The organism is Frateuria hangzhouensis (genome assembly GCF_026410505.1).
GTDB classification, from domain to species: domain Bacteria; phylum Pseudomonadota; class Gammaproteobacteria; order Xanthomonadales; family Rhodanobacteraceae; genus Frateuria_A; species Frateuria_A hangzhouensis.
Genome location: NZ_JAPMIU010000009.1, coordinates 23,745 through 37,382 on the forward strand (window position 1 = coordinate 23,745; position 13,638 = coordinate 37,382).

The following is a 13,638-nucleotide window of genomic DNA, read 5'->3' on the forward strand; positions in this document are numbered from 1 at the left end:
GCCATGAACAAGATCATCGAACAGTTCGAAGCCGAGCAGATCACCCGCCAGCTGCCGGAATTCGGCCCTGGCGACACCGTGGTGGTCAACGTCAAGGTGAAGGAAGGCAACCGCGAGCGCGTGCAGGCCTTCGAAGGCGTGGTCATCGCCAAGCGCAGCCGCGGCCTGCATTCGGCCTTCACCGTGCGCAAGATTTCGCACGGCACGGGCGTGGAGCGCGTGTTCCAGGCGCACAGCCCGACGATCGACTCGGTGCAGGTCAAGCGCAAGGGCAAGGTGCGCGGCGCCAAGCTGTACTTCCTGCGTGGTCTGGAAGGCAAGGCTGCCCGCATCAAGGAAGACATCGCCGCCGTGTCGGCCGCCAAGGCTGCCGCGAAGGCCGCCGCTGCCGCCGCCGCCAAGTAAGCGGTCCGCTTCAGGCAAGAACAGAAACCCCGCGGAGCGATCCGCGGGGTTTTTGTCGTCCCGTGGCACCTGGAGTCCGACTGCAGGAGCGCCCTTGGGCGCGACCGCCATGCCAGCCGGCGCATGGTGGTCGCGCCCAAGGGCGTTCCTACATGGGTCTGACGCCAGGTCGGCTAGGCCAGCGGCTGCGGTTCCTGCAGGAAATTGCCCTGCACGAAGTCGACGCCGCAGGCGAACAGCAGCGAGGTGCTGGTGGCGTCCTCGACCCATTCGGCCACGGTCAGCCGTTTCATCTCGTGGGCCTGCGCGCAGATCTCGCCGATCTTCTTCTGGTTCTCGGGGTGCTGGGGCAACTGGTTCATGTAGGTGCGGTCGATCTTCAGGTAGTCCGCATCGATGTGCGCCAGCAACTGGAACGAGTTGAGCCCCGAGCCGAATTGCTCCAGTGCGAAGCGGCCGCCGATCTTCTTCCAGCGGTTGATGAATTCCTGTGCCGGCCGCAGCAGCGTGACCACCTTGCTCTCGGTCATTTCCAGCACCAGTTGGCCCTGGCGTAGCGCGGCGCGCTTGAGCCGGTCTTCCAGCCACGGCAGGAAGGTGGCGTCCTGCATGGATTCGGCCGTGAGCTTGACGAAGAAAGTGGTCTGGATGCCCTGGCCGTCGCGCGCCTTGAGCGTCTCGATGGCACGGTTGAGCACCCAGCGGTCGATTGCCGGGGTGAGCTGGTGCTTCTCGGCGATCGGCATGAAGAAGCCCGGCAGCACCTCGCCCTGCGGTCCGTTCATGCGCAGCAGCACCTCGGAATACTCGCCCTCGGCGTCCTGCAGGCTGACGGTGTGCTGGTGGTAGAGCATGAAGTTGTCTTGCGTCAGCGCCTGCTTGAGCAGTTGCAGCCAGTAGCGCTCGCGCTCCTCCTCGGCCTTTTCGCGGGCCGCCGGGTCGTGCAGCTCCACGCGCCCGCCGCCCTGGCTCTGCGCATTGCGCAGGGCCTGGCTGGCCTGGTTGAGCAGCAGCTCGGCGTTGGCGTTCTTCTCGCCCAGCAGGCTGCCGCCGATGCTGGCGGTGACGGTGATCGAGCGGGTGCCGGCATCGAAGATGTCGCTGGCGACGGCCTGCAGCAGTGCCTCGATCCATTGCTTGATCGCCTCGTCGCTGCGCGAATCGAGCATCACGCCGAGGGTGTGTTCGGCCAGCAGGCCGCCCATGTCGCTCTCGCCCAGCAATGCGCTCACGCGGCCGGCGAAGGCGGCCAGCAGCTCGTCGGCCTGGCCCAGGCCGATGCCGGCGACGATGGTCTGCCAGTTGTCCGGTTCGATCAGCAGCAGGGTCTGGCCCTTCTTGCCCTTGGCCGCGGCGGCGACCGCCTCGTCGATGTATTCGAGCGTGCGGGCGCGGTTGAACAGGCCGGTGACGGCGTCGCGCTGCAATTGCTCGATCAGTGCCTGGTCGACCTGCTGGCGACGGAACACGATCTGCAGGCAGGGCTCGCCCTCGAACGTGGCGCCGGCGAATTCCACCGTGGCCTTGAAACTGCCGCCGTCGGCGCGCCGGGTCTGCAGCTCCAGTTGGTTGGGCGCCTTTTCCTTGCGCGAATGGCTGCGCAGCAGGCTCTTGAAAGCCTCGGCGTCGGCCGTGCCGATCAGGTCCAGCACCGGTAGCCCGAGCAGGTCGTCGAAGTCGTCGTAGCCGAACGTTTCCAGATAGGCGCGATTGGCGCGCACGTGCATGCCTTCGTGTACATAGGCGATGGCGTCGGTGGAGGAATCGAGCAGGGCGTCGCAGCGGCGCTCCGACTCGCGCAGCGCAGCCTCCAGCAGGCGCACCTGGCGGCGCGTGTTCAGCGCGTCGAATTCGCGCTGCAGCACCGCGATCAACTGCTTGGGCTGGGTGCGCAGCGCGGTGCCGCGCACGCCGCCGGCGAACATCTCCGCCACGCTCTGGGTGTCGAGCTGGTTGACCAGCGCCACCAGGGCCACGTCGCGGCCATGCGCGTCGAGCAAATGGACGACCTCGCGCAGCTCCAGGCCGGCGGCCGGATCGAACAGCACGACGTCCGGTTCCAGCTCGTCCAGCGCCGCCTTGACCTGCTCGGCTTGGGTCGCCCGCGCCGGACGCACGGCGATGCCGGCGTTGCGCAGGAGACTGATGATCTGTTCGGCATCCTCGACGGATTTCTCGACGAAGAGGATCTTGATGACGGAATCTTTTTTCATTGAGCCCTGGCGGCTGCCCCTGGATCGGCGGGGTCGCTGGCGCCCCTCGCCGCGACCGGAAGGGCGAGCCGGCCTGGCCGTCCACCCCGTCCAAGGTTTGTAACGGATTCCCCGAACGAGCGCCAGCGGCAACGCTCATAAAGGCAACGTGCGCCTCGCCGCGGCGAGGCGCACGTTGCCTTGGCCGGCTGGCGCTACAGCGGACGCTTGGAGCCGTCCCCGGCCACTTCACGTACCAGTCGCGGCACCAGGTAACCAGGCAGGCGACCGCGCACGGCCTCGACCAGCGCCAGCGCGCGCGCGTCGTCCACCTCGAAGTGGGCCGCGCCCTGCACGCGGTCGAGCTGATGCAGGTAGTACGGCAACACGCCGGCGCTGAACAGGCGCTCGGAGAGCGCCGCCAGCGTGCCGGCATCGTCGTTGATCCCGCGCAGCAGCACCGACTGGTTGAGCAGGGTGGCGCCGGCCTGGCGCAGGGTGGCGCAGGCGGCATCCACGTGCTCGTCGAACTCGTTGGCGTGGTTCGCATGCAGCACGATCACCTTCTGCAGCGGCAGTGCGTCCAGCCATGCCAGGAACGACGGGTCGATGCGCTCGGGCAGCACCACCGGCAGCCGGGTGTGGATGCGCAGGCGGCTCACGTGCGGTAATGCGGCCAGGCCACGCGTGAGTTCCTCCAGCTTCGGGGTCGCCAGCGCCAGCGGATCGCCGCCGGAGAGAATCAGCTCGCTGATCGTCGGGTCGTCCCGCAGGTGGGCCAGCGCCTGCCGCCATTGGCCGGCCGCGGCGATCTCCTCGCCATAGGGGAAATGCCGGCGGAAGCAGTAGCGGCAGTTGACCGCGCAACTGCCACTGGCGATCAGCAGTGCGCGGCCGTGGTACTTGTGCAGCACGCCCTGCGCCTCGCGCGCGGCCAGGTCGCCGACGGCGTCCGCGACGAACCCCGGCACCTGGTCCAGCTCGGCCAGCTGCGGCAGCACCTGCAGCAGCAGCGGGTCGCGGGGATCGCCCGGGCGCATGCGCGCGACGAAGCCGCGCGGCACCCGCAGCGCGAAGCCGGCGTCGCCCGGCGGCAGCCGGTCGGCCAGGTGACCGAGCCCGACGCAATGCAGCAGTTCGTTCACGTCGGTGATGGCATCGCGCCACAGTTCGCGCCAGTCGGGCGTGGTCGGCGATAGGCGCCCAACGGGGCTTGCGGTTATCATGGTCGGCCTTGAGGCGGGCTTCGGGCCCGTACAAACCCCATTTTAGCCGCCGCGGGGCGGTATTCATCTCTCTGGAGCAGAAAGCGCATGGCAACCGCCGGTCTCAACGACGTCAAGAAGGGCATGAAGATCCTTCACAACAATGATCCGTGGGTCATCACCGATGCCGACTTCGTCAAGCCGGGCAAGGGCCAGGCGTTCACCCGCATCTTCATCCGCAACCTGAAGACCGGCCGCACCACCGAGCAGACGATGAAGTCGTCCGATTCCTTCGAGGTCGCCGACGTCAACGACACCGACATGCAGTACCTGTACTCCGACGGCGAGTTCTGGCACTTCATGCAGCAGGAGACCTTCGAGCAGCACCAGGCCAGCAAGGCCGGCGTCGGCGATGCGGCCAAGTGGCTCAAGGGCGAGGAAGAGTGCGTGGTGACGCTGTTCAACGGCGAGATCATCACCGTGCAGCCACCGAACTTCGTCGAGCTGAAGATCACCGAAACCGACCCGGGCGTCCGTGGCGACACCTCCGGCGGCGGCGGCAAGCCGGCGACGCTGGAAACCGGCGCGGTGGTGCGCGTGCCGCTGTTCGTGGGCACCGACGAGGTGATCAAGGTCGACACCCGTACCGGCGAATACGTCAGCCGCGTCGGCAAGTAAGCAGCCGGCGGCAGCAAACCGGACGGCACGGCAGCGCAGGCGCCGTGCCGTTTTCGTTCCATCCGTCACGCGAGACCGCAATGAGTCCAGCCGCCATCGAGATCGACCTACTCATCGAAGCCCGCTGGGTGGTTCCCGTCGAACCGCACGCCGTGGTGCTCGACAACCACGCGGTGGCGATCGACGGCGGCCGGATCGAGGCGGTGCTGCCGATCGCCGAGGCGCGCGCCGCCTACGCGCCGCGCGAGCGGGTGGAGCTTGGCGAGCACGCGCTGATCCCCGGCCTGGTCAACAGCCACACGCACAACCCGATGACGTTGCTGCGCGGCCTGGCCGACGACCTGCCGCTGATGACCTGGCTGCAGCAGCACATCTGGCCGGCCGAGGCCAAGGTGATCGGGCCGGAGTTCGTGCGCGACGGCGTCGAGCTGGCGGTGGCCGAGATGCTCCGCGGCGGCACCACCTGCGCCAACGAAAACTACTTCTTCCCCGACGTGATCGGCGCGACCTACCGGCGGCTGGGTTTTCGCGCCGTGGTCGGCCTGCCGGTGATCGAGTTTCCCACCGCCTGGGCCAAGAGCCAGGACGAATATTTCGAGCGCGCCGGCGAGGTGCACGACAGCTTCCGCGGCGATGGCCTGGTCGGCACCGCGTTCGCACCGCACGCGCCCTACACGGTGTCCGATGACAGCTTCGAGCGCATCCGCGTGCTGGCCGACCAGCTGGACATCCCGGTCCACCTGCACCTGCACGAAACGGCGACCGAGGTGGAGGAAGAGAAGAAGAAGTCCGGCCTGCGCCCGTTCCAGCGCCTGCAGAAGCTGGGTCTGGTCAACGACCGCCTGATCGCCGTGCACATGACCCAGGTCACCGAGGGCGAGATCGCCGCCTGCGCCGAGGCCGGCGTGTCGGTGGTGCATTGCCCCGAGTCCAACCTCAAGCTCGCCTCCGGTTTCTGCCCGGCGGAGAAACTGCGCCGTGCCGGCGTCAATCTGGCACTGGGAACGGACGGTTGCGCCTCCAACAACGACCTGGACATGGTCAGCGAGATCCGCACGGCGGCGATCCTGGCCAAGGCGGTCGCCGGCGACGCGGCCGCGTTCGATGCCGCCTATGCGCTGCGCGCAGCCACGCTCAACGGCGCCCGGGCGATCGGCCTGGAGGATCGCATCGGTTCGATCGAGCCGGGCAAGCAGGCCGACCTCGCGGCCGTGCGGCTGACCGACATCGAGACGCAGCCGCTGTTCCATATCGCCTCGCAGCTGGCCTACGCGGCCGGGCGGCACCAGGTCACCGACGTGTGGATCGCCGGCCGCCGCAAATTGGCCGCGCGCGAACTGATCGGCCTGGATCCGACCGAGGTTCTGGCCAAGGCGCACGCCTGGCGCGAGCGCATCGCGGCGTTCTCCTAGGAAAGCCGCCCATGAAGCTCTATCTCGTCATGGTGATGCGCCGCCCGCAGTTCGACGCGGCGGTGGTGCCGGCGCACCAACGGTTCCTCGACGAGCTTCGTGCGGAGGGCCGCGTCGAACGTTACGGCCCGTTCGCCGACAGGACCGGCGGGGCCTATCTGTTGCAAGCGGCGGACCTGGCCGAAGCACGAACCATCGCCCACCGCGATCCGACGCACGTCAGCGGCGGTTGGGACGTGGCGGTGTACGAATGGCAGGCGCACTAACCATCCGCCATCCCTTGTAGGAGTGCCCAAGAGCATCGCCCACGAGTGGGCTCCTACGAAAAGCCTTGTTGCTAAGGACCGTGTCATGACCGAAACCACCGCCAACGTCAGCCCCGACGAAATCGCCCGCTTCGACAAGCTGGCCGCCCGCTGGTGGGATCCGGACGGCGAATCGCGCCCGCTGCATGACCTCAACCCCGTGCGTGCCGCCTACGTGGCCGCCCGCGTGGATCTTCGCAACGCGAAGGTGGCCGACGTCGGCTGCGGCGGCGGACTGCTCAGCGAGGCGCTGGCGCGCGACGGTGCCCAGGTGACCGGCATCGACCTGGGCGAGAAGGTCATCGAGGTCGCCAGGCTGCACCTGTTCGAGTCGGAGCTGAAGGTCGACTACCGCGTGCAGTCATCGGCCGCGCTGGCCGCCGCCGAGCCTGCCAGCTTCGACGCGGCGTGCTGCATGGAATTGATCGAGCACGTGCCCGATCCGGCAGCGCTGGTGAACGACCTGGCTGCACTGCTCAAGCCCGGGGCGCGGCTGTTCATGTCCACCCTCAACCGCACGCCGGCTGCGTTCGGCGCGGCCATCCTCGGCGCCGAATACGTGATGCGCCTGCTGCCGCGCGGCACGCACCACTACGCACAATTCCTCAAGCCTTCCGAGCTCGGCCGCCTGCTGCGCCACGCGGGGCTGGAGCTGGAGGACGTGTCGGGCCTGGCCTACAACCCGCTGTCCCGCAAGGCATCGTTGAGCCGCGTTACCGCGATCAACTATCTGTTGTGCGCGCGCAAGCCGGCATGAGGCCGCTGCCGTCCCCGATCGAGGGCGTGCTGTTCGACCTCGACGGCACCCTGCTCGACAGCGCTCCGGATCTCTATGTGGCGCTCCGGCGCCAGTGCGAGGAAGAGGGCGCGCCCGTGCCGCCATATGCCCCCGTGCGCGAAGTCGTCTCGCGTGGTGCGCGCGCGGTGCTGCGCTGCGCGTTCGGGTCGCTCGGCGAAGTGGCGGTGGAAGCGCGAGTCGAGCGCTATCTGGCGTTGTACGGCGATGTGATGGGAGAGGCCACGCGTCCGTTCGACGGCATCGAGGCCATGCTCGGCCAGCTCGAGGCCGCCGGCGTGCGCTGGGGCATCGTCACCAACAAGGCCGGCTTCCTGACCGACGAACTGCTGCGGCGGATCGGTTGGGCCGGTCGCGCGGCGGCGGTGGTCAGTGGCGACACGCTGCCGGTGAAGAAGCCCGACCCGGCCCCGGTACGCCTGGCCTGCGAACACGCCGGCATCGACCCGGCGCGCAGCCTGTTCGTCGGCGACGACCGCCGCGACGTCATGGCGGGTGCCGCGGCCGGGCTCTACACCGTCGCGGTGGCTTGGGGTTACCTGGATGGCGGCGACCCACGCGAGTGGGACGCCGATGCCGTACTGGAGACGCCCGTGCAGTTCGCCCAATGGCTGCGCAACGGCCAGGCGGTGGCGTGATGGACGCCGGCGGCAACGCACTGCAGAGCTACGTCGACAAGTGGCTGGCGCTGCAACCGGCGCAACGCATCGCGCTCGCCTTCGTCGAGCCGGCGCGCTGGCCCGGGCATATCGCGCTGGCGGCGCTCGAGCAGGAGATCGTGGGCGCCGCCTACGGCATCCGCGAGCCGCAGGTGGCCGCCACCAAGCTCAACTGGTGGGCCGAGGAGCTGGCCGGTGCAGGACAGGGCGGCGGGCGCCATCCGCTGACCCAGGTGCTGTTCGACGACGACCGCGCCAGCCGTATCGACAGCGAGCGCTGGCTGGCGCCGGTGCTGGCGGCGATGGCGCAGCTGGAGGAGGGCACCGCGGCCGATTTCACGGCACAGCTCGACGCCGCCGCGCAACTTCATGGCGCACTGGCCGCACTGGAAACCGCCTGGTGGTTCGACGAATCGGCCGCGCCCGATCGGGCCGCCCGGCTCGCCGCGCTCACCCACCTGCTGCACGCGCTGCGCCGGCTGGACGATGATGCCGAACGCGACCGCCTGCCGTTGACGATGGCCGCGCTCGCGCGCCACGGCTTGAGCAGGGACCAGTTGCGGCGCCCGGGTCCGGCGCGCAACGCGGCCGTGCGCGACCAGTTGGGCGAGATCACCTCGGCCTGGCGCGCGGCGGCGCGACTGCCCGGGCCGCTCAGCGTGTTCCGTGCCGTGGAAGCGCGCGAGGCGGGGCGCCTCGCCCTGCGCGCCGCCGCCGCCGCCGAACCGCTGGAAACCCTGCAGCGCGCCCGCCAGTCCGGCGGCCTGGCAACCACCCTGGCCGCCTGGCAGGCGGCGCGCCGCTGGCGGCGCGCGAGCGGCGCCTGAGCCCGCGTCGGCGCGCAGTTGCCGTCACTCGACACAGTGTTTCCGCAGCGTACCTGTTGCCACCGCGTCCAGTGCCCCAAAATAGAAAGCCGCACGGCGCTACCGCCTGCCGCAAGGACATTCCATGCACAGCCACGAAAACACCGCCCGCCTGCTGCCCGACGTCGCCGTCCAGGCACAGCCGCACCTGGCCGGGGCGCTGGACTGGGTGGGCATGGACGGCATCGAGGTGCCGGTGCGCTTCGATGCGGGCGACGGCAATCTGGAGCGCGCCAGCGCGCAGGTCGGCGCGTTCGTCAACCTGACCCGGCCGGACAAGCGCGGCATCCACATGTCGCGCCTGTACCTGCTGGTGGACCAGTACCTGAGCGCCCGGCCGCTGGATGCGGCGATGATCGAATCGCTGCTGCGCGCCTTCCTCGATTCGCACAAGGATCTGTCCGACCACGCGCGAATCAGCATCCGCTTCGACCACCTGGTCCGCCGGTCCGCGCTGCGCAGCGGCAACAGCGGCTGGCGCGCCTATCCCGTGTCGATCGAGGCGAGCCTGGGCGCGAACGGCTTCCAGCTGGAACTGGGTACCGAGGTGGTCTATTCCTCCACCTGCCCGGCATCGGCGGCGCTGTCGCGCCAGTTGATCCAGGAACAGTTCGCGCGCGACTTCGACGCGTCGGGTCCGGTCGACCACGCCGCCGTGCTGGCCTGGCTGGGCAGCGAGCAGGGCATCGTCGCCACGCCGCACGCGCAGCGCAGCGTGGCGCGGCTGCTGGTGCGCCTGGCCGAAGGCGAGGGCTTCAATCTGATTGCGACGCTGGATCGCGTCGAGCAGGCGCTGGGCACACCGGTGCAGACGGCGGTCAAGCGCGAGGACGAGCAGGCCTTCGCGCAGGCCAATGGCGGCAACCTGATGTTCTGCGAGGACGCGGCGCGACGCATCCAGAAGGCACTGGACGCCGATCCGCGCATCGCCGATTTCCATGTGCGCCTGGAGCACCAGGAAAGCCTGCACCCGCACGACGCCGTGGCCTACGCCAGCAAGGGCGTGCCCGGCGGCTACGGTTCCGCCAGGTAAGTTCCGCGGCTGCCGCGCCGTAGGGTAGGCTTCAGCCCACCATCCCCGATGCCGGCGCGAGATGGTGGGCTGAAGCCCACCCTACGGGATGCGCGGCGACACGGGTATTCGGTGCGGGAGATCAATGCTCCCCGTGGGAGCGGCAGCGGGTGAAATGGAAATGCTCCGGTACCGGGTCCATCCCGCCGGTGCACAAGGGCTGGCAGCGCAGGATGCGCCACAGCGCCAGCGCACTGCCGCGCAGCGGGCCGAAGCGCAGAATCGCAATCCGTGCATAATCGGAACAGCTGGGGTGGAAGCGGCAACGCGGTCCCAGCAGGGGGCTCAACACGCGTTTGTACAAGCCAAGCAGGAGGAGCAGGAATCGGGTCACTTTCGTTCACGCAGCCCAAACGGCTCGCGGCATGTAGTGCTCCAAGTATTCCAGATGCCTGTTGCTGGTGTAAGGCGCATGGGCTATAACACCCGGCCGCCACGGCCAAAACGGTGAAGGGAAATGGCGAAAACGACTCGTAGTTCGACCGCCGCCAAGGCGCAGAAAGGGAAGACTGCCGCCCCGGCGAAACAGGCCAAGACTGCCAAGCCCAAGGTCGCCGCAACCAGCGCCCGGGCCAGCAAGAGCAGCGCCGCCAGGAAGCCTGCGGCCAGCAAGCCGGCCGCGGCGAAGAAGCCCGTGGCACGCAAGCCGGTCGCCGGCAAGGCCGCCGCCAAGTCGGCGGGAAAATCCGCAAGCAAGGCCGTGGCAAAGAAGGCTCCGCTCAAGAAGTCGGCTGCGAAGACGCCTGCCAGCAAGACTGCCGCCCGCAAGCCGGTGCCGGCCGTGAAAAAGGGCACACCCGCCAGCAAGCCCGCTTCCAGGCCGGTGGCGAAAGCCGCCAGGCCCGCAGCCAGATCCGCAGCCAAGGCAGCGCCGAAAAAGGCCGCTGCGAAAAAGGTGGCACCGAAGAAGGCCGTATCGGCCAAGCCGGCAGCCAAGCCAGCAGCCAAGGCGACCGCGAAGACGGGCAGCAAGGCCGTCAGCAAGAAGGCCGCCACGCCGAAGGTGCCCTACAAGGTTGTCGACAAAGCCGCGCGCCGCCCATCCGCGGCCGCCGCCCGGCCTGCCAAGGCCGCCGCGAAGTCCGCCAAGGCACCGGCGCCGGCGAAGCCGGCCGCATCGGTCGTGGCCAAGCAAACATCTCCATCACCCGCCGTTGCGCCCATGAAGGGCAAAGTGGCCAGTGCCGTCGCAATGGCGTCCCCGCGCGTGGCTACCGCCACCGCACGTCATACTCCACTCAAGAAACAGAAGACCCCGCAGTCCTCAATGAATAATTCCGCAACGACTCTCGACAATGGCGTGACCCGCGAGGATGGCCGTTACGCCCTGCCTTCCACCATTACCATCGACCTGCCGCCGGGTTACCGTCCCTCGAGCAACAACAACGAGGAGTACATGAACCCCAGGCACCTCGCCTACTTCCGCAACAAGTTGCGTGACTGGCGCGATCAGCTGGTGGAGGAATCCCGCCAGACGATGGAAAACCTTCGCGACGAGGTGCGCGATGTCGGCGACGAGGCGGAGCGTGCGACCCGCGAGACCGAAAACTCGCTGGAACTGCGCACTCGCGATCGCTATCGCAAGCTGATCTCCAAGATCGACAAGGCGCTGCGCCGGATCGAGGAAGGCCGCTACGGCTATTGCGAAGAAACCGACGAGGAAATCGGCCTGGAACGTCTCGACGCCCGCCCGATCGCCACGCTGTCGCTCGATGCGCAGGAACGCCGCGAGCACCTGCAGAAGCAGATGGGCGACTGAGTTTTCCCGCCCAAGGCGCAGGAAACAAGGCCCCGCCACGTGCGGGGCCTTTGTTCTCCGGGGTGAGCAGAATCCGCTGTAGCCGACCTGAACTGGCTGGTCACGGACATGGCGCCATGGCAAAGCCTCCCCCGCCGGACGTTGTAGGAGCCCACTTGTGGGCGATGCTCCTGGCTCGCCCGATCGCCCACAAGTGGGCTCGTGCCGATTCTCCGCACCACTGGTATCAAGCCAGCGCTTGTGCCGCGTAGCCCCTGAGCTTGGCCAGCATGGCCGCCAGGCCGTTGGAACGGGTGGGGGAGAGATGCTTGGCCAGGCCGATCGACTGCACGAATGCCGGCTCCGTCGCGACGATCTCCGCCGCCGGCCGCTCGGAATAGACCCGCAGCACCAACGCGATCAGGCCGGACACGATGGCCGAGTCGCTGATCGCAGCGAAGTGCATGCGTTGCGCATCGCCGCTGGGCACCAGCCACACCATCGACTGGCAACCATGCACGCGCCATTCCTCGGTCTTGCACTCGTCGGGGAAGGAGGGCAACTGCTTGCCCAGGTCGATGAGATACTGGTAGCGCTCGGACCAGTCGCTGAAGAAAGCGAATTCCTCGGCGATGTCCTGTTGCGCCTGCGCGGCGCTGGGGGCGGTCGTATTCATGGGCGCATTATCGCGCAGGCTGCGGCTGGTGGGCTGAAGCCAGCCTTGCGAAGCATGCGCGATCAGCCCTTCTGGATGCTCCAGCGCGTGCCCTGCGCGCCGTCCTCGATAACCACGCTCATCGCGGAGAGTTCCTTGCGGATCGCATCGGCGCGCGCGAAATCGCGGGCGGCACGGGCGCTGCGGCGTTCTTCAAGCAGGGCCTCGATGCGCGCTTCATCGATTGCGTCGTCGCCGCGCCTGAACCACGCTTCCGGATCCTGCTGCAGCAGGCCGAGCAGTGCGCCGCCGCCCAGCAGCGCGGCCTTGGCCGCGGCGCTGCCGGACTGGCGCGCCGCATCGGCCAGCAGCGCCAGCTCGGCCAGCGCCTGCGGCGTGTTGAGGTCGTCGCACAGCGCCGCTTCCACCGGTGCGGGCACCGGAAGCTCACCCTCGACGGGTACGTGGGCCAGGTCGCGCAGCACGCGGTACCAGCCATCCAGCGTGCTCACCGCCTGCGCCAGTGCGGCGTCCGACCAGTCCAGCGGTTGCCGGTAGTGGCCGCGCAACAGCAACAGGCGCAGCGCCTCGGGCGGATGTCGCTTGAGCAGCTCGTGTACCAGCAACACGTTGCCCAGCGACTTGGACATCTTGCGTCCGTCGAAGGTGAGCATGCCGTTGTGCAGCCACCAGCGGGCGAATACCTGGCCGCCGTGGGCGCAGGTGGATTGCGCGATCTCGTTCTCGTGGTGCGGGAAAGTCAGGTCCACGCCGCCGGCGTGGATGTCGATCGTCGTGCCCAGGTGCGCCGCGCTCATTGCCGAGCACTCGATGTGCCAGCCGGGGCGGCCGCGGCCCCACGGGCTGTCCCAACCGGGCAGTTCGGGTGTGGACGGTTTCCACAACACGAAGTCGGTGGGATGCTTCTTGTACGGCGCCACTTCAATGCGCGCGCCGGCGATCAATTCATCGGTATCGCGGCCGGAAAGCCGGCCGTAAGCCGGGTAAGTGCCCACGTCGAACAGCACGTGGCCCTCGGCCGCATAGGCATGGCCGTCGGCAACCAGCGTCTCGATCATCGCGATGATCTCGCCCAGATGCTCGGTGGCGTGCGGCTCGAGGTCCGGGGGAGCGATGCCCAGCGCTGCCATGTCCTCACGGTAGGCCTGCGTGAAGCGCCCGGTGATCGCGCCGATCTCCACGCCCTGGCCGAGCGCGGCGGCGTTGATCTTGTCGTCGACGTCGGTGATGTTGCGGGCGTAGACCACGTTCGGATAATGCCGCCGCAGCAACCGCACCAGCACGTCGAACACCACCGGGCCGCGCGCGTTGCCGATGTGCACGTAGTTGTAGACCGTCGGCCCGCACAGATACATCGTCACCCGCTCCGGATCGAGCGGAACGAAGGCGTCGGTGTGGCGGGTCAGGCTGTTGTAGAGCGAGATCGGCATGGGGCGAACCGGTGGCGCGGCCAAGCCGCGCATCTTAGCAGCAGCCGACCTTGCTCTCCCCGGGCTGTGGGAGGAGGCTGGACGCCCGGGCGCTCACGGCGCCTGCCGCGGTCCGGGGGCGGGCGAAAGTTGCCGGATGCTGAACGGCTCGGCGCTACGTGTCATCCCCGGCATGCTCTAAGCGTTGATTCAGCGTGAATTTGT

At 68.4% G+C, this 13,638-nt stretch carries 14 protein-coding genes; 9 read left to right on the forward strand and 5 right to left on the reverse strand.

The features are described 5' to 3' along the window. The first annotated feature begins 3 nt into the window (after positions 1-3). Positions 4-405 carry a 50S ribosomal protein L19 gene (gene rplS / locus OSC30_RS10995; protein WP_267171895.1) on the forward strand — a complete coding sequence of 134 codons (402 nt, stop codon included), beginning with the start codon at positions 4-6 and terminating at the stop codon, positions 403-405. Positions 406-578: 173 nt separating this feature from the next. Here rplS and OSC30_RS11000 read toward each other — a convergent pair whose 3' ends face one another. Both OSC30_RS11000 and epmB read right to left on the reverse strand, forming a co-directional pair. Then, a complete protein-coding gene (locus tag OSC30_RS11000) occupies positions 579-2,618 on the reverse strand; it encodes an EAL domain-containing response regulator (RefSeq protein WP_267171896.1) in 2,040 nt (679 codons plus the stop codon). Positions 2,619-2,812: 194 nt separating this feature from the next. Next, entirely contained in the window at positions 2,813-3,823 is a 1,011-nt protein-coding gene (gene epmB, locus OSC30_RS11005) for an EF-P beta-lysylation protein EpmB (RefSeq protein WP_267171897.1), read from the reverse strand. A gap of 87 nt (positions 3,824-3,910) precedes the next feature. Between epmB and efp the strand changes: the two genes are divergently transcribed. The 7 genes from efp to folE2 all read left to right on the forward strand — a co-directional run bounded on the left by efp (position 3,911) and on the right by folE2 (position 9,551). Next, a complete protein-coding gene (gene efp / locus OSC30_RS11010) occupies positions 3,911-4,480 on the forward strand; it encodes an elongation factor P (RefSeq protein WP_267171898.1) in 570 nt (189 codons plus the stop codon). Positions 4,481-4,560: 80 nt separating this feature from the next. Beyond that, positions 4,561-5,892, forward strand: coding sequence for a TRZ/ATZ family hydrolase (locus OSC30_RS11015; RefSeq protein ID WP_267171899.1), 1,332 nt, complete (start codon positions 4,561-4,563; stop codon positions 5,890-5,892). Positions 5,893-5,903: 11 nt separating this feature from the next. Then, a complete protein-coding gene (locus tag OSC30_RS11020) occupies positions 5,904-6,158 on the forward strand; it encodes a YciI family protein (RefSeq protein ID WP_267171900.1) in 255 nt (84 codons plus the stop codon). An 85-nt stretch (positions 6,159-6,243) separates the two neighbouring features. After that, complete coding sequence (ubiG, locus tag OSC30_RS11025) at positions 6,244-6,954, forward strand: bifunctional 2-polyprenyl-6-hydroxyphenol methylase/3-demethylubiquinol 3-O-methyltransferase UbiG (RefSeq protein WP_267171901.1); 711 nt, start codon at positions 6,244-6,246, stop codon at positions 6,952-6,954. After that, positions 6,951-7,631, forward strand: a complete 681-nt coding sequence (gph, locus tag OSC30_RS11030) for a phosphoglycolate phosphatase (protein ID WP_267171902.1) — start codon at positions 6,951-6,953, stop codon at positions 7,629-7,631. Before ubiG ends, gph begins: the two co-directional genes overlap by 4 nt. Next, on the forward strand, positions 7,631-8,479 hold the full coding sequence (locus OSC30_RS11035) for a squalene/phytoene synthase family protein (protein WP_267172022.1): 849 nt from the start codon (positions 7,631-7,633) through the stop codon (positions 8,477-8,479). Before gph ends, OSC30_RS11035 begins: the two co-directional genes overlap by 1 nt. A gap of 124 nt (positions 8,480-8,603) precedes the next feature. After that, entirely contained in the window at positions 8,604-9,551 is a 948-nt protein-coding gene (gene folE2 / locus OSC30_RS11040) for a GTP cyclohydrolase FolE2 (RefSeq protein WP_267171903.1), read from the forward strand. A 121-nt stretch (positions 9,552-9,672) separates the two neighbouring features. Here the strand turns inward: folE2 and yidD are convergent, their stop codons facing one another. Beyond that, entirely contained in the window at positions 9,673-9,924 is a 252-nt protein-coding gene (yidD, locus tag OSC30_RS11045) for a membrane protein insertion efficiency factor YidD (protein WP_267171904.1), read from the reverse strand. A gap of 123 nt (positions 9,925-10,047) precedes the next feature. Between yidD and dksA the strand changes: the two genes are divergently transcribed. Next, entirely contained in the window at positions 10,048-11,349 is a 1,302-nt protein-coding gene (gene dksA / locus OSC30_RS11050) for an RNA polymerase-binding protein DksA (RefSeq protein ID WP_267171905.1), read from the forward strand. A 226-nt stretch (positions 11,350-11,575) separates the two neighbouring features. Here the strand turns inward: dksA and OSC30_RS11055 are convergent, their stop codons facing one another. Further along, a complete protein-coding gene (locus tag OSC30_RS11055) occupies positions 11,576-12,004 on the reverse strand; it encodes a SufE family protein (protein WP_267171906.1) in 429 nt (142 codons plus the stop codon). 62 nt (positions 12,005-12,066) lie between these two features. Further along, a complete protein-coding gene (gene cysS / locus OSC30_RS11060; RefSeq protein WP_267171907.1) occupies positions 12,067-13,434 on the reverse strand; it encodes a cysteine--tRNA ligase in 1,368 nt (455 codons plus the stop codon). Positions 13,435-13,638: the final 204 nt, after the last annotated feature.

Coding starts and splice junctions, on each gene's coding strand:
- rplS (WP_267171895.1), top strand. CDS start 4: ATGAACAAGATCATCGAACAGTTCGAAGCCGAGCAGATCACCCGCCAG.
- OSC30_RS11000 (WP_267171896.1), bottom strand. CDS start 2,618: ATGAAAAAAGATTCCGTCATCAAGATCCTCTTCGTCGAGAAATCCGTC.
- epmB (WP_267171897.1), bottom strand. CDS start 3,823: ATGATAACCGCAAGCCCCGTTGGGCGCCTATCGCCGACCACGCCCGAC.
- efp (WP_267171898.1), top strand. CDS start 3,911: ATGGCAACCGCCGGTCTCAACGACGTCAAGAAGGGCATGAAGATCCTT.
- OSC30_RS11015 (WP_267171899.1), top strand. CDS start 4,561: ATGAGTCCAGCCGCCATCGAGATCGACCTACTCATCGAAGCCCGCTGG.
- OSC30_RS11020 (WP_267171900.1), top strand. CDS start 5,904: ATGAAGCTCTATCTCGTCATGGTGATGCGCCGCCCGCAGTTCGACGCG.
- ubiG (WP_267171901.1), top strand. CDS start 6,244: ATGACCGAAACCACCGCCAACGTCAGCCCCGACGAAATCGCCCGCTTC.
- gph (WP_267171902.1), top strand. CDS start 6,951: ATGAGGCCGCTGCCGTCCCCGATCGAGGGCGTGCTGTTCGACCTCGAC.
- OSC30_RS11035 (WP_267172022.1), top strand. CDS start 7,631: ATGGACGCCGGCGGCAACGCACTGCAGAGCTACGTCGACAAGTGGCTG.
- folE2 (WP_267171903.1), top strand. CDS start 8,604: ATGCACAGCCACGAAAACACCGCCCGCCTGCTGCCCGACGTCGCCGTC.
- dksA (WP_267171905.1), top strand. CDS start 10,048: ATGGCGAAAACGACTCGTAGTTCGACCGCCGCCAAGGCGCAGAAAGGG.
- OSC30_RS11055 (WP_267171906.1), bottom strand. CDS start 12,004: ATGAATACGACCGCCCCCAGCGCCGCGCAGGCGCAACAGGACATCGCC.
- cysS (WP_267171907.1), bottom strand. CDS start 13,434: ATGCCGATCTCGCTCTACAACAGCCTGACCCGCCACACCGACGCCTTC.